This is a genomic window from Halomonas sp. YLGW01, from assembly GCF_014840935.1.
Classification (GTDB): domain Bacteria; phylum Pseudomonadota; class Gammaproteobacteria; order Pseudomonadales; family Halomonadaceae; genus Onishia.
The window spans coordinates 1,883,505-1,908,181 of sequence record NZ_CP062005.1 but is presented as its reverse complement, the minus strand read 5'-3'; the positions used below and the strand labels follow the sequence as shown (position 1 = coordinate 1,908,181).

Sequence of the window (24,677 nt, the reverse complement as noted above, 5' to 3'; positions counted from 1 at the left end):
GATGAAGACAAGGCCTGATCCATGAGGGAGAGTCACCATGAGGACGGTGATGGGAGCAAGCACGGGGTGGATCCTATTGCTTGCCGTGCTGGCCTGGGGAGGCATGGCCATCTGGCAGGCCTATAAGCCATTGCCGCCGGGACTGGGGCGCAGCGAGCCCTTGCGTGCCGTCAACGATGTGGCCTTCCTCGTAGATGAGACCTGGACGTCGGCGGACGGCCGGCGCCATAGCGATCAGGCGATCTTCGACGAGGTATTGCGGCTGGTCGCCCAGGCCGAGCGACTGGTGGTGCTGGACATGTTTCTCTTCAATGATTTCGGCGCCGAGACGGACGATGCCTTTCGGCCGCTGTCCCGCGAGCTCACCGACGCGCTGATTCGGCGCAAGGAAGAAGTGCCGGGGCTCACGGCAGTGGTGATCACCGACCCCATCAATACCGTGTATGGGGGGCTGTCGCCTTCGCATCTGACGGCCCTGCGCGATGCCGGTATCGAGGTGATCATCACCGATCTGGCGCGATTGCGAGCCTCGAACCCCACCTGGGGAGGGTTGTGGCATCTGTGCTGCCGGGTCTTCGGCAACGCCAGCAATGCCGGCTGGCTGCCCAGTGCCCTGGGGCCCGGCCGTGTGACCCTGCGAAGCTACCTCGAGATGCTCAATTTCACCGCCAACCATCGCAAGACCCTGGTGGTCGACGAGGGCGAGCAGTGGACGGGGCTTGTCACCTCCGCGAATCCCCATGATGCCAGTAGCCATCATGACAACGTGGCGCTGCGCTTCTCGGGGGACGCGGCCCTCGATCTGCTCGACAGCGAACGGGCGGTGGCAGCCTTCTCGGGCGCTGCCGGGGCGATTCCGCCTCCCACCGATGCGGTGTTTCGCCCTGCGTCGTCTGCGACGTCGTCCCCGGTCTCGGGTGAAGTTCAGGTGCTGACCGAATCGGCCATCCGCGAGTCGCTGCTGGCGGCCGTGGCCGAGAGCCGGGCCGGCGATCGGCTGGATATTGCCGTCTTCTATCTCGCGCACCGCGAGCTGATCGAGGCCATTAAGGCCGCTCAGGCGCGAGGAGTAGGCCTGCGGGTGCTGCTCGACCCCAATCGGGACGCCTTCGGCCTTGAGAAGAATGGTATTCCCAATCGTCCGGTGGCACACGAACTTCACGCGGCCGGCGTTCCGCTGCGCTGGTGTGACACCCACGGTGAGCAGTGCCACGCCAAGCTGCTGCTGCGACGACCGGCGGAGGGGCTCGCCGAGCTGATTCTCGGGTCGGCCAACTTTACCCGCCGCAACCTGGATGGTCTGAACCTCGAGACCAGCGTGCGGCTGCGGGCCTCGCCGGATCGACGCGCCATCGAAGCGGCCAGTGCCTTCTTCGAGCGCCAGTGGCGCAATGCGTCGGGCCGCCACTATAGCCTCCCCTATGCCGCCTTCGCAGATCCCTCCCGCCGTCGCTACTGGCAGTATCGGCTGATGGAGGCGTCGGGCCTGTCGACCTTCTAGTGGCTTGGCCTGCTGCCTGGCAGCGGTGTGAACGTTGACGCGCGCCGCCATGGCAGCGTCGCCGGTCGGGCAGGAAGCGGCTAGGCTTGCCAGAATGGCAATGGCTCATCGAGAGAGTCTGGCCGACTGTCTGGCATCCAGCGAGGAATGGGGCATGAACGAGGAAACCTTCAATCTGAGTATTCGCAAGTTTCTCAAGCAGGTCGGCATCAACTCCCAGCGGGAGATCGAGCAGGCCGTGGATCAGGCCATCGCCGAGGGACGTATTCAGGGCACGGAGGCGTTCGAGGCCAAGGCGACCCTGGTGATCGCCGGCCTTTCGCTCAGGGTCGAGGTGGACGGTCGTATCAGTCTCGAGTGAGGGGGCCTCTCTGTCCCGCCGCGCCCTCAACCCAGGAGGTGCCATGACGCCCGCGATCAGCGTCACCGATCTGTCGAAGACCTATGCCTCGGGCTTCAAGGCGCTCACCGGCGTCAGTCTCGAGGTCCAGTCGGGCGAGATCTTCGCCCTGCTGGGCCCCAACGGCGCCGGCAAGACCACTCTGATCAGTATCATCTGCGGCCTGGTCAACCCCAGCACGGGCCGGGTGCTGGTCGATGGCCATGACAACATCCGCGACTACCGGGCCGCCCGGTCACGGATCGGCCTGGTCCCCCAGGAGCTGACCAACGAGGCCTTCGAAACGGTATGGAACTCGGTGAGCTTCAGCCGCGGGCTGTTCGGCAAGGCGCCGGATGCGGAGCATATCGAGCGGGTGCTACGCTCGCTGGCGCTATGGGAGAAACGCAATAACCGCCTGATCACCCTGTCTGGGGGCATGAAGCGGCGGGTACTGATCGCCAAGGCACTGTCCCACGAGCCCACGATCCTGTTCCTCGACGAGCCGACGGCGGGCGTCGATGTCGAGCTACGCCGCGAGATGTGGGACGTGGTGCGTGGCCTGCGCGAGAACGGCGTGACCATCATCCTGACCACCCACTACATTGAAGAAGCCGAGGAGATGGCCGATCGCATCGGCGTGATTCAGCGCGGCGAGATCATCCTGGTCGAGGACAAGCAGACCCTGATGAAGAGTCTGGGGCGCAAGCAGTTGACCCTCGAGTTGCTGGAGCCGCTGGTGGCCTTGCCCAATGCCCTGGCCGACTACCCGCTGACGCTCTCCGAGGATGGCCATGAGCTGATCTATCGCTACGATGCCCAGCAGAAGCACACCGGCATCGCGGGCCTGCTCGGCGAGCTCAGGAGTGCCGGCATCCACTTCAAGGACCTGCATACCGAGCAGAGCTCGCTTGAAGACATCTTCGTCAGCCTGGTCAGGGAGAATCCATGAACCTGCGTGGCATGGCCGCCATCTACCGCTCGGAAATGGCGCGAACCCGGCGCACCCTGCTGCAGAGCATCGTCTCGCCGGTGCTCTCGACGTCCTTGTACTTCGTGGTGTTCGGCTCGGCGATCGGCTCGCGGATCACCGAGGTGGCCGGCATCAGCTATGGCGCCTTCATCGTGCCGGGGTTGATCATGCTGATGTTGCTTACCCAGAGCGTCTCGAATGCCTCCTTCGGCATCTTCTTCCCGCGCTTCTCGGGCAGCATCTACGAATTGCTCTCGGCGCCGGTGTCCTATGTGGAAATCGTGATGGGCTACGTGGGGGCGGCGGCCAGCAAGTCGATCCTGCTGGGCCTGATCATTCTTGGCACGGCGGGCTTCTTCGTGCCCCTCGAGATCGCCCATCCGGGGTGGATGCTGCTGTTCCTGGTACTGACGGCGATCACCTTCAGCCTGCTGGGCTTCATCATCGGCATCTGGGCCGAGGGCTTCGACCGCCTGCAGCTGGTCCCGTTGCTGGTGATTACGCCGCTGACCTTCCTTGGCGGGACCTTCTATTCCATCGACATGCTGCCGCCCTTCTGGCAAGGCGTCACCCTGTTCAACCCGGTGGTCTATCTGGTCAGCGGCTTTCGCTGGAGCTTCTACGGCATCGGCGACGTCAGCCTGGCGGCGAGCCTCACCATGGTGTTGGCCTTCCTCGCCGTGAGCGTTGCCGTGGTGAGCTGGATCTTTCGCAGTGGCTACCGGCTCAAGCCTTAAGCGAGGCGACAGCTCGATGCTGAACTTCCCCGGCGCGGCGGTGGTCGCAGTCGGCAGCGACATGATTTTGCCAGCCAAGGAGACGCCATGCTCGACGCCATTCAGCAGTTCTTCCAACGTACCCTGGTTGCATCGGGGCAGTCCTCACGAGAGCCGACTCTTGAACTTGCCGCTGCCGCCCTGCTGTGTGAGGTGGTTCGAGCGGATTATCAGCACGATCCACGTGAGCTGGATGCGCTGCGCGCCATGCTGCTGAGTCACTTTCCGATCGAGGAGGGCACGGTGGACGAGCTGATGGCCCTGGCGCAGCAGGAAGTCGAGGAGGCCGTGGGTCACTACCAGTTCGTGAGCCTGATCAAGGAGCACTACGGTTATGCGCAGCGCGCACAGCTGATCCGGCTGATGTGGCAGCTCGCCTATGCCGATGACGAGCTGAGTCCGCTTGAGGAGCACCGTATTCGTCGCCTGGCGGACCTGCTGCACGTCGGCCATGGCGATTTTATCCGTGCCAAGCTCAGCGTTCAGGACGCCCTCAGCGGATCGCGCTGACGGCGTCCCGGCTTGGGTCGACGTACCAGGGCAGGCCAGCACGGTCATTGTGTTCAAGCTCCGCGATCACCTGCCCCCCCAGCAGCAGGATGATGGCGCCCACCTCGAGGCTCAGCAGCACGATGATGATGGTGGCGAGCGAGCCGTAGACCGCATTGACCAGCGACAGATTGGCGAAATAGACCACCAGCAGCTGCCGCACGCCTTCCCAGAGCAGCGCCGCCACGAAGCCGCCGACCAGGGCGCGGCGCAGGGCGATATGGACCACCGGCAGCACCTTGTAGATGGCGCTGAACATGGCAAACATGCCGAAGAAGCTGATCAGGTTGAGCGCCGGCTCCGATAGGCTCGCCAGCGGCAAGCTGACGCCAAAGAGTGCCAGCATGGCGTTGTTGAGGGCGCCGATCATCGACACCAGCAGGGTCAGGCCCAGCAGGCCGGTACCCAGCACCAGGATGAAGGCATAGGGTAGCAGCACGGATACCCAGACGCTGCGTTTCGCCGGATGATCCGGGTGGTGGAAGATGATCGCCATGCAGTCCTCGAGCATGCGGAAGGCGAAGGAGCTGAAGACCAGCAGCATCGGGATGCCGAACAGGCCGATGGCGTCGCGGGATTCCAGTAGTGCCTTTACCGCCTCGAGCAGGATGCTGGCATGGCCAGGCGTCAGGTGGCGTGCCTGGACCGACAGCACCTCGAGCAGGTGACGCTCGTCGGCCACATGGGTCAGCAGCACGCAGAGCAGCGCGAACAGCGGCACGATCGACAGCAGGATGTTGTAGCCGACGCCGCCGGCGAGCAGGATGCCGCGGTTGCGCAGAAAGGCCGTGAGCACTCGCCAGGCGAAGCGCGCCAGGCGATAGAGGAGTCGGGGGAGGTGGGCGAAACGACTCGGCATGCACGACATCCTGATGATCAAGTGGCGACTGGCAATGGCTCGATATCATCATAAGCGCTGTGGCAGGCCGGCGGCCATGTGTGCGGTCGGGTAGGGTGAGTATTGGGGGGGGGGCATGACGACTTCATATACCGACAACCTGCTGATCTACGATGGCCAGTGTCCCTTCTGCTGCCGCTATGTGCGCTGGCTGCGCCTGCGGGAGAGCGTGGGCGAGATACGCCTGGTCGATGCCCGTGGCGATGATCCGGCGATCGACGAGGTGCGGGCCTTCGGGCTCGATCTCGATCGGGGCATGGCGTTCAGGCTCGACGGCCAGTGGTACCACGGTGCCGAGGCGCTTCGGGTGCTGGCGCTATTGAGCAGTCCGCTGGGCGTCTTCAACCGCTGCAATCGTCGTCTATTCGGTGGCCGAGCGCGCGCTCGGGGCTGGTATCCGTTACTGCGCGGACTGCGTCGGGTGGCCTTGCTGCTGCTCAGACGTCCGACGCTGAGCGGGACTCGCCCAGGGCGTTCGGGGAGCCCCTGTCTGGGCGGGGAGGAGGAGCGGTGACGCTACCACCAACGCCTCGCTTTCAGGCCGATGCCATGCTGGCGGGGTTGGCGAAATGGTTGCGGGTGCTGGGCTTCGATACGGCGCTGGCGCCCGAGTTGGATGACGCCAGCCTGGTGGCGCGCGCCAACCGTCAATCGCGGACCCTGCTGACGCGAGACCGTCACCTCTATGACCATCTGTCGCCCCATCATGCCCTGCTGATCCTGCCCGACGATCCTCTGGAGCAGTTGTGCCAGGTCATCGATGCCTATGCACTTTCTTCACCGCCCGGACTCTTCACGCGCTGTTTACGTTGCAATACCCCGCTGGTCGAGGTGACACGCGAAGCGTATGCCGATGCGCTGCCGGCCTCGGTGCGGGCCTCACCGGGGCTGCTATCCCGTTGCTCGACCTGCGCACGGCTTTACTGGTATGGCTCTCACGCCCGGCACATGCACAGTACCCTCGAGGCAGCGTTGCCCGCATGGCGTGCCGCTTTGGCCGTCTCGACGGATTAGCCGTCGGCCTTTGGTCCTGCGCCGGGACGGGCGCGCCGATTGACGTTTGCGCTTCGGGTGACAACGCTTGGCAGGGTGGGCTCGTCGCTTTCGTGAGCCGTTCGGCTTCGAGCGTCATCCGCTGTCCGGAGCGTCGAGGCATCCAGGATCCTGCCAGGAGCTCGCCGATGATCGTCAACTGTGTCGCCTATGAACACGGGCATCGCCAGCGGGATATCCGTGTCGAGGACATCGCCGAGGCCATGCAACAGCCCGACTGCTTCGTGTGGGTCGCCCTGCATGACCCGGATCCCGAGGAGTTCCGGAGCCTCGAGGAGGTCTTCGACCTCCACGAGCTGGCCGTGGAAGATGCCCTTCACGGCCAGCAGCGACCCAAGATCGAGGAATATGGCAAGGCGCTGTTTGCCTTCATGCGCCCCATCACCCTGGTCGACGGCGAATTCGATGAGGGGGAGCTCGCGGTGTTCCTCGGCGAGCGCTATGTGCTGTCGGTACGCCAGCATGCGACCCAGGGCTTTCTCGGGGTACGGGCGCGCTGTGAGCGGGAACCGCATCTGCTCAAGCAGGGGCCAGCCTTCGTGCTCTACGCGCTGCTGGATGCCATGGTGGATCGCTACTTTCCGGTGGTCGAGTCGCTGGAGAATGAGCTGGAGGAGATCGAGGATCAGATCTTCATCCGAGGCACGGCACGCCTGAGTCTCGAGCGCCTCTATCAGCTCAAGCGCCGGACCATGCTGCTCAAGCATGCCGTGACGCCGCTGGCCGAGGCCACGGCTCACCTGATCGGTGGGCGGGTACCGGCGCTGTGTCTCAATACCCGCGAATACTTCCGCGACGTGTATGATCACCTTCACCGCATCGAGGTCGGAGTCGATGCCATTCGCGAGACCATCATCACCGCGATCCAGGTCAACCTCTCGATGGTTGCCATCGACGAGAGCGAGGTGCACAAGCGCCTGGCGGCCTGGGCGGCGATCTTCGCCGTGGCGACGATCCTGGCCGGCATCTGGGGTATGAACTTCACGCACATGCCGGAACTCGACTGGCGGCTCGGTTATCCTCTCGCCCTGTCGATCATGGGGCTTGCCTGCGGAACCCTCTACTGGCGGTTCCGCCGGGCGGGCTGGCTCTAACCCTCGGCACGACACTTACACACCACGGTGACAAGGAACCCTCTCCATGCTGGAAGTATCGCGACAGATCGTCATCAGCGACGACGAACTGGACCTGCAGGCGGTGCGCGCCCAGGGCGCCGGCGGACAGAATGTCAACAAGGTCGCCTCGGCAATACATCTGCGCTTCGATATTCGTGCTTCTCGATTGCCCGAGGGCGTCAAGGAACAACTCCTGGCGCTGCATGACAAGCGTATCAGCCGCGACGGCGTGGTGATCATCAAGGCCCAGGAACACCGCACCCAGGAGCGCAACCGTCAGGAGGCGCTGGCCCGGCTCAAGTCGTTGATCAAGCGCGTGCTCTATGCGCCCAAGAAGCGGATTCCCACCCGCCCCAGCAAGGGCGCCAAGCAGCGGCGCATCGAACAGAAGAAGCAGCGCGGCAAGCACAAGGCCATGCGCGGCAAGGTGAGCCGGCAGGCCATCGACTGACCCAGGCGCATGGCAGTCAACGCTGGTTTTTTCTATCTTGAATGTTCGGCCCGGAGGGCTTACGACCGGGACTGTAAGGATTCAATGGCCTGGTGGATCGTGGATCCGCTGGGCGGACAGGAGACGATGGGATGGCAGATCAGTCGATGGGTGAATTACTCAAGGATAACCGCGTCAAGGCGTTGGTCGTGGTGCTGGTGCTGGCGGTGCTCTATGCCTTCTATGCCGGTTCCAATGCCAGCGGCGAGCGTGAACAGCGAGAACAATTGGACGCGCGAGTGGCCGAGCTCGAGAGCGAGCGTCAGGCCTTGAGTGATCGTGTCGCGGCCTTCAGCGAGACCTACGATTCCCTCGAGGCGGCGGAATCGGCCCTTGCCGACCTGAACACCCAGATCGACGCGGCCAAGACACGGCTGGCGACGCTTGAAGAGACCGTGGATGAGGCGCAGTCCCGCCAGGATGCCTTGGCCGCGACGCTCGAGGAGCGCGAGGCGCAGCTGGAGGAACTCGACACGGCGATCGCCGCCCGCCAGGCCGAGCATGAAACGCTGGTCGGCCAGGTCGAGCAGGCCGAACAGGCCCGCGACGAGGCGCAGGCGACCCTCGAGGAGAGCCGCAGTGCGATTGCCGAGGCCGAAGGGCGCCAGGCGGAGCTGAAAAGCAACATCGCCTCCCGCGAAGAACGTCGTGTGGCACTGGACGAGGAGATTGCCGCTCGAGAGGAGCGGGTCGCCTCGCTGGAGGCCAAGATCGCGGCCGCCGAGCAGTCCTTCAGCCATGTCGACGCGAATCTGACCCAGGCGCTCGATGAACTCGACGCGACTCAGCAGCAGCGTGCCAGCGTTCAGGAGCAGGTGGCCAACCTGACCGATCAGGCTGATACCCGCCGCAACCAGCTCGACCGGCTCGAGACTCAGCTCGCCGAATGGCGTGACGAGCTCAGCCAGGTCGAGGTGGGTTCCATGGCACAGGAAACCCAGCAGGGCGCCGAGACGGGGGATGCCTCGAGCTCCGCGCCGGGGGCTGAAACAGCGGCGCCGGAAGGTGGAAGCGAGGATTCCACACCGCAGCAGGCTGATCAGGCGAAGGCCTCACAGGAAGAGCGCAACCAGGAGGAGCTGCTGCAGGATCGCCAGGCCGAATGATCCTCGGCAGTAGTGCCTGAAGCACCAGTAGCATGAATCACGGCCCCCGTTCGCGGGGGCCGTGTCGTTTCAAGCGGGCGGGTTCTGCTGGTCGAGGCCCGTCTCGATCAGGCCGGGCCGCTTCCTGGACTATGATGCTGGCGGTGACCGGGGCGAGGCAGCACGCGCCAGCAGCGCGAGGACTTCCTCGTCGCTGGTCTGGCCGAAGGTCTGGTACCACTGTCCCACCGCCATGAAGTCGCAGGGTGTTTGCAGGCACACGACCCGATCGGCGAGTTCCTCGATCTCGGCGAGGCTGTCGGCGGCCGCCACGGGCACCGCCACCACCAGCTCCCGTGGCCCCTGCTCGCGCAACGCCTCTACCGCGGCCTGCATGGTGGCCCCGGTGGCCAGGCCGTCGTCGACCAGGATCACGCGGCGCCCGGCGATGTGCGGCCGTGGCCGGGGGCCCCGGTAGGCAAGCTCGCGGCGTGCAAGCTCTCTCGTCTCGTCGGCGATGATGGCGTCGAGGCGGTCCTGATTGACGCCGAGGCGTGCAATCAGGTCATGATTGAGGATGCAGACGCCGTGGCCGGCGATGGCGCCCATGGCGAGTTCCGGATGCCACGGCACACCGAGCTTGCGCACCACCAGCACATCCAACTCGCCGCCCAAGGCCTGCGCCACCTCGAAGGCCACCGGTACGCCGCCCCGGGGCAGCCCGAGCACCAGCGGTGGCGGGGGCTGGCGGTAGGTATCCAGGGCGGCGGCGAGCTGGCGTCCGGCATCGTGGCGGTCGTGGAAGATCATGGTGGGGTGATCCTGAAGGGCTCACTTTCAGCGTAGGTCAGAAACGTGGCGCGAAGAGGGATCTTGGTCTCGTCTCTCGACGACGCCTCTCGGACCCCCTCGGGGTGAAAAGTTGACTAGCATGCTTGGGATTGCCCGGTTCACGCGGGTTATACTCCGCCTCATGGCGGCATGCGATGCCGACGATCAACGATACAGGAGAGGATCGTAATGGAGGGTGTAAAGCATATTGTCGCCGTGGCGTCGGGCAAGGGTGGCGTAGGCAAGTCCACTGTGACCGCTAATCTGGCACTTGCCATGGCCGCCGAAGGCTATCGGGTCGGGCTCCTGGATGCCGATATCTATGGCCCCAGCCAGGCGCAGATGCTGGGCATCGGCGAGGGCGTGCGGCCGCAACAGGCGGGAGAGAACCGCTTCGCGCCTCTGGAAGCGCATGGCATTCAGGCGATGTCGATGGCCTTCATGGTCGATATCACCGAGCCCATGGTGTGGCGAGGCCCGATGGTCGCCGGGGCCTTCCAGCAGCTGCTCAACCAGACGGCCTGGGATGACCTGGACTATCTGTTCATCGACATGCCGCCGGGCACCGGCGATATCCAGCTGACACTGGCGCAGAAAGTCGAGGTGGACGGTGCGGTGATTGTCACCACGCCCCAGGACATCGCCCTGCTGGATGCGCGCAAGGGCATCGAGATGTTCCGCAAGGTCAATGTCCCGGTGCTGGGGATCGTCGAGAACATGAGCCTGCATGTCTGCTCCCAGTGCGGTCACCAGGAGCCGATCTTCGGCGCCGGCGGCGGCGAACGGATCGCCTCTCAGTACGAGACAACCCTGCTCGGCCAGCTGCCGCTGAGTCTCGGCATCCGCGAGCAGGCCGATGGCGGCCGCCCGACCGTGGTCGCCGAACCGGACGGCGAGGTGGCGACCACCTTCCGCCAGGTGGCGCGTGCCGTGGCCAAGAGCGTCGAGGCTCAGGAGGCCGAGGGGCCGAGCATCTCCTTCGGCGACTAGGAGCGATCAGGTCACGAGATCGATGTCGGACCCCAAGGCCCGTTCACGAGGCTTAACGGGGCGCAAGTCTTTTGGAACACCGTCAGGGCCGTTATGATAGCGGCCCTGTTTTTTCCTATCCCCACGACGCCCCAAGGAATCACCCATGAGCATCAAGTCCGATAACTGGATCCGTCGCATGGCCGCGAGTGACGGAATGATCGAACCGTTCATGGAGGATCAGGTGCGTTACGTCAACGAGCAGCGGGTGATCTCCTATGGCACCTCCAGCTACGGCTACGACGTGCGCTGCTCCGACGAGTTCAAGGTGTTCACCAACATCCATTCGGCGGTGGTGGACCCCAAGGCCTTCGATGAGAAGAGCTTCGTCGATGTCAAGGGCGATGTCTGCGTGATCCCCCCCAACTCCTTCGCCTTGGCGCGTACCGTGGAATACTTCCGTATCCCGCGCAATGTGCTGACCATCTGCCTGGGCAAGTCGACCTACGCCCGTTGCGGCATCATCGTCAACGTCACGCCGCTGGAGCCCGAGTGGGAAGGGCACGTGACCCTCGAGTTCTCCAACACCACCAATCTGCCGGCCAAGATCTACGCCAACGAGGGCGTGGCGCAGATGCTGTTCCTGGAATCCGACGAGGTCTGCGAGACGTCCTACAAGGATCGGGGTGGCAAGTACATGGGCCAGCGTGGCGTGACCCTGCCGCGTACCTGATGCCGTGCCGCTAGCGACGAAGCAAGGCCGGGCTCATCGAGCCCGGCTTTTTTGTGGGTGCTGGAAGGTCAGGTAATGGCCGGCAACTGTCGTCTTTGCTCTGTGCCGCTCGGGCTAGGAGTGCGGGCTGTCCAATGCCGGCAGGCACACCACGCCGTGGCCCGGCATGGGTTCGAGCGGGCTGTTGAAATGGCGGTTGAGCTCGGGCAGCAACTCGCGCAGGCAGCGCAGGAACAGTTCGGTGACCGGCGAAGGCGGTCGGTCCTTGGGATAGACGGTGCACCAGGAACGCCTTAGGGGGAAGCCGGGCAGCTTGGGCGAGGCCAGCAGTCCAGAGGCGATTTCCAGCTGCACGGCAAGCCGCGGCAGGACCGCCACGCCCAGATGGGCCATGATGCCCTGCTTGATCGCCTCGTTGGTGCCCAGCTCGATGGTATGCGGCAGCGATACCCGTTCCCTTGCCGCGAATTCCTCGAAGGCGGTGCGCGTCCCGGAGCCGGGCTCGCGCATCAGCACATAGTGGCGCGCGAAATCCTCGAGGCTTGGTTTGGCGGCGGTCAGCAGGGGGTGCCCCGGCCACACCACCGGAATCAGCTCGTTATCGAGGATCGGCATGAAGGCCAGCTGAGCATCCTGGGGCACCATGCCCATGATCACCAGATCGTCGCGGCGCTCGGCGAGGCGCTCGAGGGCCTGGCTGCGGTTGCAGACCCGCAGCCGGATGGTGACTTCGGGATAGCGGGCGCGAAAGCGCGCCAGGATATGAGGCACCACGTACTGGGCGGTAGAGACCGCCGCCAGGTTGAGCTCGCCACGAATGGTGCCGGCAATCTCTGAGAGCTCCATCTGCAGGCTGGACACCTGGCCGAAGATCGAGGTCACCGAGGCGGCCAGGGCATCGGCGGCGGGCAGCACATGGAGGGTCTTGCCGGCATACTTGAACAGCGGTTGTTCCAGTGCCTGCTCGAGCTGACGAATCTGGGCGCTCACCGCGGGCTGGGTGAGGCCGAGTTGCTCGGCGGCCCGGGAATACGACTGCTGGCGATGCACGGCCTGAAAGACCTGCAACTGACGAAAAGTCAGGCGATTGAGCAGACTGGGTCGAGTCATCGGCATTCCCGCAACGGATCAGCTATAAGGTATAGCTTATAGGTTGGCAAAAAAATATCAATTTTTCTATTGGTTCGACACCCGGTAGCGTGAAAAACGTCCTGTTACGACGCCTAGCTGGATACCCGTGAGCCGCTGGTCGAGGGAGGAAGAGGGCGACGGCCGACCTCCCGGGGGCTTTCGAGTGTTTCGCAGGCTAGATCAGGACGCAACCCGTTACCCTGGAGATTCGATACGTGTTCCAGAAACTGTTGATTGCCAATCGCGGCGAAATCGCCGTGCGCATTGAGCGCGCCTGCGCCGAGCTTGGCATCCGGTCGGTGGCCATCTATACCGAGCCCGACCGCTTCGCCTTGCACGTCAAGCGAGCCGACGAGGCCTACCAGGTCGGTGATGACCCCCTCGATGGCTACCTCGATCCACGACGCCTGGTGGATCTGGCCCGCGAGACCGGCTGCGATGCCATCCATCCCGGTTACGGCTTCCTGTCGGAAAATGAAGAGTTTGCCCGCATCTGCGAGGCCGCCGGCATCACCTTCGTCGGCCCGTCGGCCGCGGTAATTGCTCGGATGGGGGACAAGACCGCGGCTCGGTGCGCCATGCGTGAGGCGGGCGTGCCTGTTACGCCGGGGTCAGAAGGTAACCTGGCCGATTGCGACGCCGCGCTCGCCGAAGCCGAGCGCATCGGCTATCCGGTGATGCTCAAGGCCACCTCCGGTGGAGGCGGCCGGGGCATCCGGCGCTGTGACAGTGCGGCCCAGCTGGAGCAGGCCTGGGAGCGCGTGGTCTCGGAGGCCACCAAGGCCTTCGGCTCCGCCGATGTCTTCCTCGAGAAATGCGTGGTGGATCCCCATCACATCGAGGTGCAGATCCTCGCCGATCAGCGCGGCAGCGTGATCCACCTCTTCGAGCGCGACTGCTCCATCCAGCGTCGTAATCAGAAGCTGATCGAGATCGCGCCCAGCCCGCAGCTGACCCCTGAACAGCGTGCCTATGTCGGCGAGCTTGCCGTGCGCGCGGCCAAGGCAGTGGGGTACGAGAACGCCGGTACCGTGGAGTTCCTGGTCAAGGGCAACGAGATCTACTTCATGGAGATGAATACTCGGGTGCAGGTCGAGCACACCATCACCGAGTCCATCACCGGAGTGGATATCGTTCGCGAGCAGCTGCGCATCGCCAGCGGTCACAAGCTGGCCTTTCGCCAGGAAGATATCCATCACCATGGCTATGCGATCCAGTTTCGCATCAATGCCGAGGACCCGAAGAACGACTTCCTGCCATCCTTCGGGCGCATCACCCGCTACTACGCGCCCGGCGGCCCCGGCGTGCGAACCGATACCGCCATCTACACCGGCTATCAGATTCCCCCTTACTTCGACTCGCTGTGCCTGAAGCTGGTGGTCTGGGGGCTGACCTGGGAAGAGACCCTCGACCGAGGCATCCGGGCGCTCAATGACATGCGTCTGCAGGGCGTCAAGACCACGGCGCCCTACTACGAGGAGATCCTGCGCCATGCCGACTTCCGTAGTGGACACTTCGATACCGGCTTCGTGCCGGCGCACCCCGAGCTGCTTAACTACTCGGTCAAGCGCAACCCCGAAGAGGCGGCCCTGGTGATTGCCGCCGCCATCGCCGCCCACGCCGGCCTCTAAGGAGACATCATGACATCGACACCTGCTTCCGCTTCTGCCGTCAACATCACCGACGTGGTGCTGCGCGACGGTCATCAGTCGCTGATCGCCACCCGGCTGCGCACCGAGGACATGCTGCCGATCTGCCCGGCCCTCGACGCCATCGGCTTCCATTCCCTGGAGGTCTGGGGTGGGGCGACCTTCGATGCCTGCGTGCGCTTCCTCAAGGAAGATCCCTGGCAGCGCCTGGTGCAGCTCAAGGCGGCCCTGCCCAACACGCCCCTGCAGATGCTGCTGCGCGGCCAGAACCTGCTCGGCTATCGCCACTATGCCGACGATGTGGTGGAGCGCTTCGTCGCCAGGGCGGCCGACAACGGCGTCGACATCTTCCGGGTCTTCGATGCCCTCAACGACCTGCGCAACCTGGAGACCGCGATGCGTGCGGTCAAGGCCAGCGGCAAGCATGCGCAGGGCACCCTCTGCTATACGGTCAGCCCGGTCCATACCCTGGAGCGCTACGTCGCGGATGCCCAGCGGCTGGTGGACATGGGTGCAGATTCCATCGCCATCAAGGACATGGCCGGCCTGTTGACGCCCTATGCGACCGAGCAACTGGTCGCCGCGCTGGTCGAGTGCGTCGAGGTGCCGGTGCACCTGCATTCCCATGCAACCTCAGGGCTGGCGGCGCAGTGCCAGCTCAAGGCCGTGGAAGCCGGCTGCCGACACATCGATACCTGCAACTCGGCCTTCGCCGGTGGCACCAGCCATCCCTCCACCGAGGCCATGGTGGCGGCCTTCAAGGATACGCCCTACGACACCGGTCTCGACCTGGAGGCGATCAAGGCGGTGGGCGATCAGCTTCGCGAGGTGCGCAAGAAGTACTCGGGCTTCGAGAGCGAGTTCACGCGTGAAGACGTGGCGGTGCAGATCAACCAGGTGCCCGGCGGCATGATGTCCAACCTGGCCAACCAGCTCAAGGAGCAGAACGCCCTGTCGCAGATCCGCGAGGTGTTCGCGGAGATCCCTCGAGTGCGCGAGGACCTGGGCTTTCCGCCGCTGGTCACCCCGACCTCGCAGATCGTTGGCACCCAGGCGGTGATGAACGTGCTCACCGGTAGCCGCTACAAGTCGATCACCAACGAGGTCAAGCGCTATCTGCTGGGGGGGTACGGTCAGCCGCCGGCAGCGGTGGACGAGGGGCTGAAGAAGCGGGCGATCGGCAATCAGCAGGTCGAGGAGGGGCGTCCCGCCGATCAGCTGAGCCCGGAGATGGCGCGCCTTACCGCCGACATCGGCGAGCTCGCCGAAAGCGAGGAAGACGTGCTGACCTATGCCATGTTCCCAGACCTGGGGCGCGACTTCCTCCAGGGGCGGCGTGAAGGCAGCCTGGTGCCCGAAGCGCTGCCGGCGATGGGCGATGCTCAGCGGCCGGTCACCGAGGCCACGCCGACCGAGTTCGTGATCGACGTGCATGGCGAATCCTATGAGGTGCAGATCACCGGCGTGGGCAGCGATGCCGGCGGTAAGCGTCAGGTCTACCTGACCCTGGATGGCATGCCCGAATCGGTGGTCTTCGAGGCGCGTGACAGCTATGACGCCGCCCCGACGAGCAAGGGCGGGCGGGCGCGCGCCTCAGGCAAGGGGCACGTGACCACCGCCATGCCGGGCAATATCGTCGAGGTGCTGGTGGCCGTCGGCGATACGGTCGAGGCGGGCCAGGCGGTGCTGATCAGCGAGGCCATGAAGATGGAGACCGAGGTACATGCCCGACAGGCCGGCAGCGTAGTGGCGATCCACGTGGCCAAGGGCGATCGGGTGACCCCCGGCGAGGTGCTGATCGAGATCGAGTGATGATGGCGTTGCAGCCGGCCGGCCGAAGCGGCTGGCCGGCTGCACTCTCGTTCAGGCGCGACCCCCTTCGCCAGCGTATCGTCAATTCCTCGCCCAGCCAGGGCTAAGCGCCGGTTTTCGCCCCTTTCCCAGCCCCTTCTTTCCCAGCCTCTTTTGCTTGATCATCTCTTTCTTGTCGTCCTTCCTCTGCCGCTCCGGGCATCGAGCCGATGTGCCGACCCGGTGAGGCAAGGGGGCAGCATGGCTGTTTTTCGTCTCCCATGCGGCCGATGTTGCTGCGCCAGCGGGTCCACGTCGATCCTTCGTCGTCGATGCCGGCGTGGAGGGCTGTCCTTGGCTCGAGCGGCATGAGTCGATGACAAGCGGCGGGCTTTCGCGCTAATCTGTTTTGCATCGCAGCATGGCCAGGGAATGGCCTGCATCCCACCGACGACCGGGAGAACCCTATGCTTGCTGCCTATAACAATATGACCCAAACGGCATTGTCGTTTTTTGACCCGCTGGGGCTTGGACAAAGCGCGCTGGACTACTGGCGCGATGCCGTCGAGCGCCAGGTGCTGTTCCTGGATGTGATGCGGGAGCGCGGCAATCAGTACCTCGAGCACATGGAGCAGACCAAACCGAATGTGCTGGGCTTCGAGTCCGAAGTGATCATGGACGGCCGCGACCTGCCGCGGCCGGTCAATTATGAGCTGATGCGCATCCTGCCCCCCGAGGGTGTCGAGGTTGACCCCGACATGCGACCCTTCGTGGTCGTCGATCCCCGGGCCGGCCACGGTCCCGGGATCGGCGGCTTCAAGCCGGACAGCGAGCTCGGCGTGGCGCTGCGCGCGGGGCATCCTTGCTATTTCATCGGCTTCCTGCCGTTTCCCGAGCCGGGGCAGACGGTCGAGGATGTGGTCGAGGCCGAGATCGCCTTCCTGTGGGAGGTGATCGCCCGTCATGATCACCTGACCGAGAAGCCCATGGTAGTCGGCAACTGTCAGGCCGGCTGGCAGATCATGATGGCCGCGGCGCTGGAGCCCGATTGCTTCGGTCCTATCCTGATCGCCGGGGCGCCCTTGTCCTACTGGGCCGGGGAGCGGGGCAAGGCGCCCATGCGCTACTCTGGCGGCATGACCGGCGGCAGCTGGGCGACGGCCCTGGCCGGTGATCTGGGTGCCGGGCTCTTCGACGGTGCCTTGCTGGTACAGAATTTCGAGAAGCTCAATCCGGCCAACACGCTCTGGACCAAGCAGTACCGCCTCTACGCCAATATCGATCGCGAGGCCGAGCGCTACCTGCAGTTCGAGCGCTGGTGGGGCGGACATGTGGTGCTCGGCGCCGAAGAGATCCAGTACATCGTCGACAACCTGTTCGTCGGCAACCGGCTCAGCAATGCGCGCCTGACCACTCGCGATGGCCGTCGGATCGACCTGCGCAACGTGCGCTCGCCGATCGTGGTCTTCTGTTCCAAGGGCGACGACATCACCCCACCGCCCCAGGCGCTTGGCTGGATCGGCGATCTCTATGGCGATGTCGACGACATCGTCGCCAATGAGCAGACCATCGTTTACTGCCAGCACGATACCACCGGTCACCTGGGGATCTTCGTGTCGGGCAGTGTGTCCCGCAAGGAGCACGCCGAGTTTACCGCCAACATGGACTATATCGACGTGTTGCCGCCGGGGCTCTACGAGACCACGGTGACGGAAACGGCCGCGCGCGGAGCGGCCGAGGCCGTGCACATCGATGGGGACTATCTCCTGGAGTTCACTCAGCGGGATATCGATGACGTCAACGCCATCGTCAAACCCCATGCCGAGGACGAGCGCCGCTTCGCCACCGTGGCACGGGTCTCCGAGATCAATCTCGGGATCTACCAGATGCTCGTACAACCCTGGTTGCGGGCGGCAATGACGCCGTCGGCGGCACGCTGGATTCGGCGCATGCACCCGATTCGGCTGGGGTACAAGTTGTTTTCCGATCGCAATCCGCTGATGGTGCCGGTGCCGGTCCTGGCCGATCGGGTTCGCGCCGACCGTCACGAAGCGGGTCGTGACAATGCCTTTCGGCAGCTGGAGTTCACCCTGTCCGATCAGGTCGAGGCGTCGCTGGAAGCGTATCAGCAGGTGCGTGACCAGGCGACGGAGCGGCTCTTCCAGCATGTCTATGGCCAGCCCTGGTTGCAGACCATGGTGGGTTTGGGGGTTGACGGCGAACCGGTACGGCGACGCCCAGGCATCGAGCCCGAGCACAAGCGCTTCGTCGCCAACCGCCAGGCCGAGTTGCATGCCCGGGTCGATCAGGGCGGGTATCATGCCGCCGTGATGCGCTCGGTGATCTACGTGCTGGGCGGTGCGCCCTCTACCGATGAGCGCAACTTCAAGCGTCTGCGGGCGACCCGTCAGGAGCTGGAGCCGGATCTCAAGATGGCCGACTTCAAGGCCCTGGTGCGGGAGCAATTCTTCATCCTCAAGCTCGATCGTCACAAGGCGCTGGACGCGCTGCCTGCCATGCTGGAGGGGGCCGATAACCAGGAGATCGACGATTATCTGACTCATATCGAGCATGTGCTGGCCGCCAGTGGTCCTCCGGGAGAGCGGGCGGCGAGACGCCTGGACACGATTCGCCGTTGCTTCGATCGCGCGCGTCCGACCGAGCCCACGGCGGTAGCCCAGCCGTCCGTGGCGGCTGCTGGCGATCAGGCGTCGTTGACGCAGGCCAGTCGAGAGGTTGAGGAGGCGGTGCAGACGGCAACGCCCAAGGTGGAACCAGGCGAAGACCGCGCCGAAGGGCAGGGCGCAGCGGGGAAGAAGGACGCTGAAAAAGGTGCCGAGAAGGGCGCTCCCCGGACCGCGGCGACCGAAGGCGCAGCGGGGGCTACCAAGACGGTCAGCGCGTCTGAGTCGCCGTCGGCCAAGGCCAGTGGCAGTACCGCCGGTAACACCGCCGCGAAGACTGCCCCTGGCGGCCAGGCCAAGCGCCGGCGACCGGCTTCGCGCAAGTCCAGCCGCAAGACGCCGCCCTCCGGGGACGCCTGACCGTCGCCCTGGCCGTAGCGAATACGGTCACCTGTGACGCAGACAAAAGCGCCGCCCCTGGGGGCGGCGCTTTTGCATGACTTCGACGGACGGGCGTCGGAGGGGCTAGGCTCCCTCGACCCGCGCCGACACCCAGCGGCCGGCATCGGGAATGCCGATCGTGAATTCCTCGCTCACATACGGAGAGCTGATCAGGAAGTCGGCGCTGGCGGCGTTGCATGCCACGGGAATGTTCCACAGGGCGGCCAGGCGCAGCAGTGCCTTGACGTCCGGGTCGTGGGGCATGGGGGCGAAGGGATCCCAGAAGAAGATCAACAGATCCAGTGCCTGCTCGGTGATGCGGGCGCCGATCTGTTGATCGCCGCCCAGCGGGCCGCTCATCAGCCCCTCGACCTCGAGTCCCAGCTCCTTGGAGACGCGGGTCGCCGTGGTGCCCGTGCCTACCAGCTGATGGGTTGCCAGGGTGTCATGCCAGCGCTTCGCCCAGGCCAGTAGCTCATCCTTCTTGCCGTCGTGGGCGATCAGCGCGATGCGCTTGCGGCGCGGCAGGTTGCGCGTCGTCTGCTGCCCTGGGCGTTGCTCACTCATGGTGTCTCCTTCCTCTCTGCGCGATGGATGGCGTCGTGGCCGTTACTGGACGTCCAGGATCTGCATGGTATTGGTGCCGCCGTGGGCGTTCATGTGTTCGCCGCGGGTGAGGATGACGTAATCGCCGGCCTTGGCGATGCCGCGCTCGGTCAGTTCCTTGAGGGCCGCCTCATTCAGTTCGCCGGGGTTCATGTTCCCGGAGTCGAAATAGAGCGAGACTACGCCGCGATAGAGGGCCATGCGCCGCTGGGCGATGGGGCTATGGGCGAAGCCGATGATCGGCAGGCCCGAACGGATACGCGAGGCGATCAGCGGGGTATAGCCGGTGGCAGTCATGCAGGCGATGGCGGCCACCCCCTTCAGATGGTTGGCGGCATACATCGCCGACAGGGCCACGGTCTCGTCGGTCTTGCTGAACCCTTCGTGCATGCGATGCCCGGACTCCTGGGCGCTGCGTTCGCGCTCCGCGCCCAGGCACAGGCGGTTCATCGCCTCGATGGTCTCGACCGGATAGTCGCCGGCGGCGGTCTCGGCCGAGAGCATCACCGCATCGGTGCCGTCGAGCACGGCGTTGGCGACATCGAAGACCTCGGCGCGGGTGGGCAGCGGCGATTCGATCATCGACTCCATCATCTGAGTGGCGGTGATCACGGCACGGTTGAGGCTGCGGGCACGCTTGATCATGCGCTTCTGCACACCGATCAGCTGGGCATCGCCGATCTCGACGCCGAGATCGCCGCGGGCCACCATCACCGCCTCGCTGGCCTTGATGATGCCGTCGAGGGTCTCGTCATCGGCCACCGCCTCGGCGCGCTCGACCTTGGCCACAAGGCCAATCTCCTTTCCGGCCTCGCCCAGCAGTTCGCGAGCCTCGAGCATGTCGGCGGCCGTGCGCGGGAAGGAGACCGCCAGGTAGTCGACGCCGATATCGATGGCGGTCTTCAGGTCGGCCTTGTCCTTGTCGGTCAGGGCCGCGGCGGACAGCCCGCCTCCCTGCTTGTTGATGCCCTTGTTGTTGGAGAGCTTGCCGCCCACCACTACCTTGGTGTGCACCTCGGGGGCGCTCACCTTTTCCACTTCCAGCACCAGGCGGCCGTCGTCGAGCAGAAGCATGTCGCCGGCTGCGACGTCCTCGGCCAGCGACTTGTAGTCACAGCCGACGCGCTGCGCGTCGCCGGCATTGCTGTCCAGCGACACATCCAGGATGAAGGACTGGCCTTCTTCCAGGTGGACGGCGCCATCGGCAAAGCGGGCGATGCGGATCTTCGGACCCTGCAGGTCACCAAGAGCCGCGACGCTCCGGCCTAGGCGGTCGGCAATCTCACGGACACGACCCAAGCGGTGACGGTGATCATCCGCCGAGCCGTGAGAGAAGTTCAGTCGCACGACGTCGACACCGGCAGCGATCATCTCCTCGAGCACGCCCTCGCGGTCGCTGGCGGGGCCGAGCGTGGCGACGATCTTGGTGCGGCGGATGGGGCCGTTTAGGGCATTCGACATGCGTCTCTCCTGACGAGTTGGCTTGACTGGTGGTGCACAGTGGCAACCGTGATGCGTGGCTTGATCTGAATGGCAGATAGCCATGTAGTGATTTTACTACATCATAGTACACCACGCCCCCGGCCGGCTGAAAAGCCCGACGGCACCGGGGCGCACCTCCATGCTGTCACCACAAGATGACAGCCTGAGTCGTCTGGGTGAAGCAGCACCAAAGCTTGCCGATGCCCAGTAGCGCGGTCTAGGGTCAGATAGCGAGTCGGCTCAATGACTGGCGCCGTTTCCGGCGCTGGGGTAGGGTAGGCGCATTTTTCTGCCGCTAATGTATGTCGGCAAACGGCTGTTGCCTCGGGGCGTCATGGCCCGGGCTGATACTAATTTGGAGCACTATGGGCAAGTCACTGGTCATCGTCGAGTCGCCGGCCAAGGCGAAGACGATCAATAAGTATCTCGGCAACGATTACATCGTGAAGTCGAGCGTGGGTCATATCCGCGACCTGCCGACCAGCGGCTCGGGTAAGGCATCCAGCGACCCCAAGGAGCGCGCTCGCCAGGCGGCGGCGACCCGCAAGATGTCGCCGGACGAGAAGGCGTCGTACAAGAAGCGCAAGGCCTGGGATCAGTTGATCCGGCGCATGGGTATCGACCCCGAGCATGACTGGGAAGCGAACTACGAGATCCTGCCCGGCAAGGAGAAGGTGGTCGCCGAGCTGAAGAAGCATGCCGAAAAGGCCGATGCCGTCTATCTCGCGACCGACTTGGACCGAGAAGGGGAGGCCATTGCCTGGCACCTGCAGGAAACCATCGGCGGCGAGCCTGAGCGCTACAAGCGGGTGGTCTTCAACGAGATCACCAAGAACGCGATCCAGGAGGCCTTCCAGGATCCCGGCCAGCTCAATATTCCTCGGGTCGAGGCCCAGCAGGCCCGTCGCTTCCTCGACCGGGTAGTGGGCTTCATGCTCTCGCCGCTTCTGTGGAGCAAGGTGGCCCGCGGCCTGTCGGCCGGGCGAGTCCAGTCGGTCGCGGTGCGCCTGATCGTCGAACGCGAACGCCAGATCCGCGCCTTCGTGCCCGAGGAGTTCTGGGATGTCCATGCCGATCTGGTGGCGGGCGACACGAAGCAGGGCGCCGCGCCGATCCGCTTCGAGCTGGTGCGCCAGGATGGCAAGGCGTTCCGGCCGACCAGCGAAGCCGAGACGCTGGAGCGCATCGCGGCGCTAAAGACCGCCTCGCTTGCCATCACCGGTCGCGAAGACAAGCCGACCCGCTCCAAGCCCAATGCACCCTTCATCACCTCGACCCTGCAGCAGGCCGCCAGCGGTCGCCTGGGCTTCTCGGTCAAGAAGACCATGACCATGGCCCAGCGCCTCTATGAGGCGGGCTACATCACCTATATGCGTACCGACTCGACCAACCTGTCGAAGGATGCGATCGAGGCGGTGCGCGGCCATATCGAAGAGGAATACGGCGCACGCTATCTGCCCGAGGCGGCCAACCGCTATTCGAGCAAGGAAGGCGCCCAGGAAGCACACGAGGCCATTCGCCCCTCCAATGTGGCGTACAAGGCCACGGATCTTGCCGGCATGGAGCGCGACGCGGAGCGTCTCTACGAGCTGATCTGGCGTCAGTTCGTGGCCTGTCAGATGACGCCGGCGGAATACCTGTCGAGCACCCTGACGGTAGAGGTCGATGGGTATGAGCTTCGGGCCAAGGGCCGGGTGCTCAAGTTCGATGGTTACACTCGGGTCATGAAGCCCGCCGGCAAGAAGGAAGAGGATCAGTCGCTGCCCGATCTGGCCGAGGGCACGCCGATGCACCTCGAGACGTTGGATCCGCAGCAGCACTTCACCAAGCCGCCGGCCCGCTTCACCGAGGCGAGCCTGGTCAAGGAGCTCGAGAAGCGGGGCATCGGCCGGCCCTCGACCTATGCCGCCATCATCTCGACCATCCAGGATCGTGGCTATGTGAAGCTCGAGAGCCGCCGCTTCTACGCCGAGAAGCTCGGCGATATCGTCACCGAGCGGCTCAGCGAGTCCTTCCCGGACCTGATGGACTTCTCCTTCACGGCGCGGATGGAGGACAACCTCGATGAGGTGGCCGAAGGCGAACGCAACTGGCGCGAGCTGCTCAATGCCTTCTACGGCGAATTCCGCAAGGAACTCGAGGTGGCCGAGAGCGAGGAGGGCATGCGGCCCAACCAGCCGGTGCCTACCGATATCGACTGCCCGACCTGTGGTCGCAAGATGCAGATCCGTACCGCCTCGACCGGGGTCTTCCTGGGCTGCTCGGGCTACAACCTGCCGCCCAAGGAGCGCTGCAAGACCACCATCGACCTGATTCCGGGCGACGAGGCGGTGGCCGCCGACGCCGGCGACGAGGCCGAGACCGATGCGCTGCGCGCCAAGCACCGCTGTGGCATCTGCGGTACGGCCATGGACAGCTATCTGATCGACGAGACCCGCAAGCTGCACATCTGCGGCAACAGCCCCGATTGCGGTGGTTACGAGATCGAGCAGGGCCACTTCAAGATCAAGGGCTATGAAGGCCCGGTCATCGAGTGCGACAAGTGCGGCGCCGAGATGCAGCTCAAGAGCGGGCGCTTCGGCAAGTACTTCGGCTGTACCAGCGATAGCTGCAAGAACACCCGCAAGCTGTTGAAGAGCGGCGAGGTGGCGCCGCCCAAGATGGATCCGATCCCGATGCCGGAGCTGGCCTGCCAGAAGGTCGAGGATCACTACGTGCTGCGTGATGGGGCCAGTGGGCTCTTCCTTGCCGCCAGCCAGTTCCCCAAGAATCGCGAAACGCGTCCGCCGCTGGTGCGCGAGCTCAAGGCGCATGCCGACGAGCTGCCGGAGAAGTACCACTTCCTGCTCAAGGCGCCGAGCGAAGATCCGGATGGTCGTCCGACCCAGATCCGCTTCTCGCGCAAGACCAAGTCGCAGTTCGTGATGACCGACGAGGATGGCAAAGCCACCGGCTGGAAGGCTACCTTCGACGCAGGCAAATGGCAGGTCGAGGACAAGCGCAAATGACGTCAAGCGGTCGAACGAATCAGTTGCTCTACCAGGCTGAGCTGTTGCTGGCCGTCCTGGCGGGAAACGACGAGCACGCCGTGGCCCGTCGTCAGTCGGCTGAGGAGGGGGCGCTGGCGTTGCTCGAGCTTTCGCTGAATTCGGCGCTGCGCGAGCTGACCGAGCATGCGCGCCTGCCCCGTCACGAATGGCGGGAGCTGCTCGCCGCAGATGCTAGCCCCGTGGCCGAACTGACCCAGCTTCGCTCGCTGGCGGCGCAGCCGGAGAGTTGGCTTGGCTGGCTGCTGGGGCGCCTCCAGGCGCTGCATGGCGTGGATGGTGCGGCTCGGCGCGAGGTGGCAAGCCCGATGACCATCGCCGTGGCCGGACAGCGTGACCTGGGCGATGAGCTCGCGGGATGCATCGCCGAGTTCAAGGCGACCCTGGCGCGACTGCGCGAAACCAGCGTCGAGTGGTGAGTCGCCAATAGCGCGGGGAGGAAAGCGATGCACGATGCCCAATCAGTGCATCGCTGCCTTCCGCCCGACGGAGAATCTCGGGTGACGGCTGTGCCCCTGCGGTGGTAACCTAACCCCATCGACAACGACCATGGA

The 24,677-nt window shown here is 64.7% G+C and carries 22 protein-coding genes; 17 read left to right on the top strand and 5 right to left on the bottom strand.

What is annotated here, in order from left to right; translation table 11 throughout:
- Positions 1–37 precede the first annotated feature (37 nt).
- The 5 genes from IEJ03_RS08840 to IEJ03_RS08820 all read left to right on the top strand — a co-directional run bounded on the left by IEJ03_RS08840 (position 38) and on the right by IEJ03_RS08820 (position 4,139).
- Positions 38–1,501 (top strand): phospholipase D family protein, encoded by a 1,464-nt coding sequence (locus tag IEJ03_RS08840; protein ID WP_242457915.1) that lies wholly within the window; start codon positions 38–40, stop codon positions 1,499–1,501.
- 154 nt (positions 1,502–1,655) lie between these two features.
- Complete coding sequence (locus IEJ03_RS08835) at positions 1,656–1,862, top strand: DUF6494 family protein (protein ID WP_192034516.1); 207 nt, start codon at positions 1,656–1,658, stop codon at positions 1,860–1,862.
- 43 nt (positions 1,863–1,905) lie between these two features.
- The gene (locus IEJ03_RS08830) at positions 1,906–2,832 is read left to right on the top strand and encodes an ABC transporter ATP-binding protein (protein ID WP_192034515.1); all 927 of its coding nucleotides are present in this window, start codon (positions 1,906–1,908) and stop codon (positions 2,830–2,832) included.
- Positions 2,829–3,590 carry an ABC transporter permease gene (locus IEJ03_RS08825; RefSeq protein ID WP_192034514.1) on the top strand — a complete coding sequence of 254 codons (762 nt, stop codon included), beginning with the start codon at positions 2,829–2,831 and terminating at the stop codon, positions 3,588–3,590. The genes IEJ03_RS08830 and IEJ03_RS08825 overlap by 4 nt, the downstream gene beginning before the upstream one ends.
- 87 nt (positions 3,591–3,677) lie before the next feature.
- A complete protein-coding gene (locus tag IEJ03_RS08820; protein ID WP_192034513.1) occupies positions 3,678–4,139 on the top strand; it encodes a TerB family tellurite resistance protein in 462 nt (153 codons plus the stop codon).
- Here the strand turns inward: IEJ03_RS08820 and IEJ03_RS08815 are convergent.
- Positions 4,123–5,037 (bottom strand): YihY/virulence factor BrkB family protein, encoded by a 915-nt coding sequence (locus tag IEJ03_RS08815; RefSeq protein ID WP_242457914.1) that lies wholly within the window; start codon positions 5,035–5,037, stop codon positions 4,123–4,125. The two genes, IEJ03_RS08820 and IEJ03_RS08815, sit on opposite strands and share 17 nt — an antisense overlap.
- Before the next feature lie 115 nt (positions 5,038–5,152).
- Here IEJ03_RS08815 and IEJ03_RS08810 point away from each other — a divergent pair, with 115 nt between their 5' ends.
- The 5 genes from IEJ03_RS08810 to IEJ03_RS08790 all read left to right on the top strand — a co-directional run bounded on the left by IEJ03_RS08810 (position 5,153) and on the right by IEJ03_RS08790 (position 8,840).
- Entirely contained in the window at positions 5,153–5,590 is a 438-nt protein-coding gene (locus tag IEJ03_RS08810) for a DCC1-like thiol-disulfide oxidoreductase family protein (protein WP_192034511.1), read from the top strand.
- On the top strand, positions 5,587–6,090 hold the full coding sequence (locus tag IEJ03_RS08805) for a Mut7-C RNAse domain-containing protein (protein WP_192034510.1): 504 nt from the start codon (positions 5,587–5,589) through the stop codon (positions 6,088–6,090). The genes IEJ03_RS08810 and IEJ03_RS08805 overlap by 4 nt, the downstream gene beginning before the upstream one ends.
- Positions 6,091–6,257: 167 nt before the next feature.
- A complete protein-coding gene (gene corA / locus IEJ03_RS08800; protein WP_192034509.1) occupies positions 6,258–7,223 on the top strand; it encodes a magnesium/cobalt transporter CorA in 966 nt (321 codons plus the stop codon).
- 46 nt (positions 7,224–7,269) lie between these two features.
- Complete coding sequence (arfB, locus tag IEJ03_RS08795) at positions 7,270–7,695, top strand: alternative ribosome rescue aminoacyl-tRNA hydrolase ArfB (protein WP_192034508.1); 426 nt, start codon at positions 7,270–7,272, stop codon at positions 7,693–7,695.
- Between the two features lie 131 nt (positions 7,696–7,826).
- A complete protein-coding gene (locus IEJ03_RS08790; protein ID WP_192034507.1) occupies positions 7,827–8,840 on the top strand; it encodes a hypothetical protein in 1,014 nt (337 codons plus the stop codon).
- Positions 8,841–8,969: 129 nt separating this feature from the next.
- Here IEJ03_RS08790 and IEJ03_RS08785 read toward each other — a convergent pair whose 3' ends face one another.
- Positions 8,970–9,629 (bottom strand): phosphoribosyltransferase, encoded by a 660-nt coding sequence (locus IEJ03_RS08785; protein ID WP_192034506.1) that lies wholly within the window; start codon positions 9,627–9,629, stop codon positions 8,970–8,972.
- Positions 9,630–9,800: 171 nt separating this feature from the next.
- Between IEJ03_RS08785 and apbC the strand changes: the two genes are divergently transcribed.
- Complete coding sequence (apbC, locus tag IEJ03_RS08780; RefSeq protein ID WP_192034505.1) at positions 9,801–10,640, top strand: iron-sulfur cluster carrier protein ApbC; 840 nt, start codon at positions 9,801–9,803, stop codon at positions 10,638–10,640.
- Positions 10,641–10,785: 145 nt separating this feature from the next.
- Entirely contained in the window at positions 10,786–11,352 is a 567-nt protein-coding gene (gene dcd, locus IEJ03_RS08775) for a dCTP deaminase (RefSeq protein ID WP_192034504.1), read from the top strand.
- 114 nt (positions 11,353–11,466) lie between these two features.
- On the opposite strand, the gene IEJ03_RS08770 is transcribed toward dcd, so the two are convergent.
- Positions 11,467–12,462, bottom strand: a complete 996-nt coding sequence (locus tag IEJ03_RS08770) for a LysR family transcriptional regulator (RefSeq protein ID WP_192034503.1) — start codon at positions 12,460–12,462, stop codon at positions 11,467–11,469.
- Positions 12,463–12,698: 236 nt separating this feature from the next.
- On the opposite strand from IEJ03_RS08770, the gene IEJ03_RS08765 reads away from it, so the two are divergent.
- The 3 genes from IEJ03_RS08765 (at position 12,699) to IEJ03_RS08755 (ending at position 18,967) form a co-directional block, all read left to right on the top strand.
- Entirely contained in the window at positions 12,699–14,114 is a 1,416-nt protein-coding gene (locus IEJ03_RS08765; protein ID WP_192034502.1) for an acetyl-CoA carboxylase biotin carboxylase subunit, read from the top strand.
- A gap of 9 nt (positions 14,115–14,123) precedes the next feature.
- On the top strand, positions 14,124–15,944 hold the full coding sequence (gene oadA / locus IEJ03_RS08760) for a sodium-extruding oxaloacetate decarboxylase subunit alpha (RefSeq protein WP_192034501.1): 1,821 nt from the start codon (positions 14,124–14,126) through the stop codon (positions 15,942–15,944).
- Between the two features lie 446 nt (positions 15,945–16,390).
- Entirely contained in the window at positions 16,391–18,967 is a 2,577-nt protein-coding gene (locus IEJ03_RS08755; RefSeq protein WP_192034500.1) for a DUF3141 domain-containing protein, read from the top strand.
- Positions 18,968–19,072: 105 nt separating this feature from the next.
- On the opposite strand, the gene IEJ03_RS08750 is transcribed toward IEJ03_RS08755, so the two are convergent.
- Both IEJ03_RS08750 and pyk read right to left on the bottom strand, forming a co-directional pair.
- Positions 19,073–19,555 carry a methylglyoxal synthase gene (locus tag IEJ03_RS08750; RefSeq protein WP_192034499.1) on the bottom strand — a complete coding sequence of 161 codons (483 nt, stop codon included), beginning with the start codon at positions 19,553–19,555 and terminating at the stop codon, positions 19,073–19,075.
- Positions 19,556–19,597: 42 nt separating this feature from the next.
- A complete protein-coding gene (pyk, locus tag IEJ03_RS08745; protein WP_192034498.1) occupies positions 19,598–21,055 on the bottom strand; it encodes a pyruvate kinase in 1,458 nt (485 codons plus the stop codon).
- Positions 21,056–21,441: 386 nt separating this feature from the next.
- Between pyk and topA the strand changes: the two genes are divergently transcribed.
- Both topA and IEJ03_RS08735 read left to right on the top strand, forming a co-directional pair.
- On the top strand, positions 21,442–24,084 hold the full coding sequence (topA, locus tag IEJ03_RS08740; RefSeq protein ID WP_192034497.1) for a type I DNA topoisomerase: 2,643 nt from the start codon (positions 21,442–21,444) through the stop codon (positions 24,082–24,084).
- Positions 24,081–24,542: a DUF6586 family protein gene (locus tag IEJ03_RS08735; RefSeq protein WP_192034496.1), complete on the top strand. Its 462-nt coding sequence runs from the start codon at positions 24,081–24,083 to the stop codon at positions 24,540–24,542. Before topA ends, IEJ03_RS08735 begins: the two co-directional genes overlap by 4 nt.
- The last annotated feature ends 135 nt before the right edge of the window (positions 24,543–24,677 follow it).

Coding starts and splice junctions, on each gene's coding strand:
- IEJ03_RS08840 (WP_242457915.1), top strand. CDS start 38: ATGAGGACGGTGATGGGAGCAAGCACGGGGTGGATCCTATTGCTTGCC.
- IEJ03_RS08835 (WP_192034516.1), top strand. CDS start 1,656: ATGAACGAGGAAACCTTCAATCTGAGTATTCGCAAGTTTCTCAAGCAG.
- IEJ03_RS08830 (WP_192034515.1), top strand. CDS start 1,906: ATGACGCCCGCGATCAGCGTCACCGATCTGTCGAAGACCTATGCCTCG.
- IEJ03_RS08825 (WP_192034514.1), top strand. CDS start 2,829: ATGAACCTGCGTGGCATGGCCGCCATCTACCGCTCGGAAATGGCGCGA.
- IEJ03_RS08820 (WP_192034513.1), top strand. CDS start 3,678: ATGCTCGACGCCATTCAGCAGTTCTTCCAACGTACCCTGGTTGCATCG.
- IEJ03_RS08815 (WP_242457914.1), bottom strand. CDS start 5,037: ATGCCGAGTCGTTTCGCCCACCTCCCCCGACTCCTCTATCGCCTGGCG.
- IEJ03_RS08810 (WP_192034511.1), top strand. CDS start 5,153: ATGACGACTTCATATACCGACAACCTGCTGATCTACGATGGCCAGTGT.
- corA (WP_192034509.1), top strand. CDS start 6,258: ATGATCGTCAACTGTGTCGCCTATGAACACGGGCATCGCCAGCGGGAT.
- arfB (WP_192034508.1), top strand. CDS start 7,270: ATGCTGGAAGTATCGCGACAGATCGTCATCAGCGACGACGAACTGGAC.
- IEJ03_RS08790 (WP_192034507.1), top strand. CDS start 7,827: ATGGCAGATCAGTCGATGGGTGAATTACTCAAGGATAACCGCGTCAAG.
- IEJ03_RS08785 (WP_192034506.1), bottom strand. CDS start 9,629: ATGATCTTCCACGACCGCCACGATGCCGGACGCCAGCTCGCCGCCGCC.
- apbC (WP_192034505.1), top strand. CDS start 9,801: ATGCGATGCCGACGATCAACGATACAGGAGAGGATCGTAATGGAGGGT.
- dcd (WP_192034504.1), top strand. CDS start 10,786: ATGAGCATCAAGTCCGATAACTGGATCCGTCGCATGGCCGCGAGTGAC.
- IEJ03_RS08770 (WP_192034503.1), bottom strand. CDS start 12,462: ATGACTCGACCCAGTCTGCTCAATCGCCTGACTTTTCGTCAGTTGCAG.
- oadA (WP_192034501.1), top strand. CDS start 14,124: ATGACATCGACACCTGCTTCCGCTTCTGCCGTCAACATCACCGACGTG.
- IEJ03_RS08755 (WP_192034500.1), top strand. CDS start 16,391: ATGCTTGCTGCCTATAACAATATGACCCAAACGGCATTGTCGTTTTTT.
- IEJ03_RS08750 (WP_192034499.1), bottom strand. CDS start 19,555: ATGAGTGAGCAACGCCCAGGGCAGCAGACGACGCGCAACCTGCCGCGC.
- pyk (WP_192034498.1), bottom strand. CDS start 21,055: ATGTCGAATGCCCTAAACGGCCCCATCCGCCGCACCAAGATCGTCGCC.
- topA (WP_192034497.1), top strand. CDS start 21,442: ATGGGCAAGTCACTGGTCATCGTCGAGTCGCCGGCCAAGGCGAAGACG.
- IEJ03_RS08735 (WP_192034496.1), top strand. CDS start 24,081: ATGACGTCAAGCGGTCGAACGAATCAGTTGCTCTACCAGGCTGAGCTG.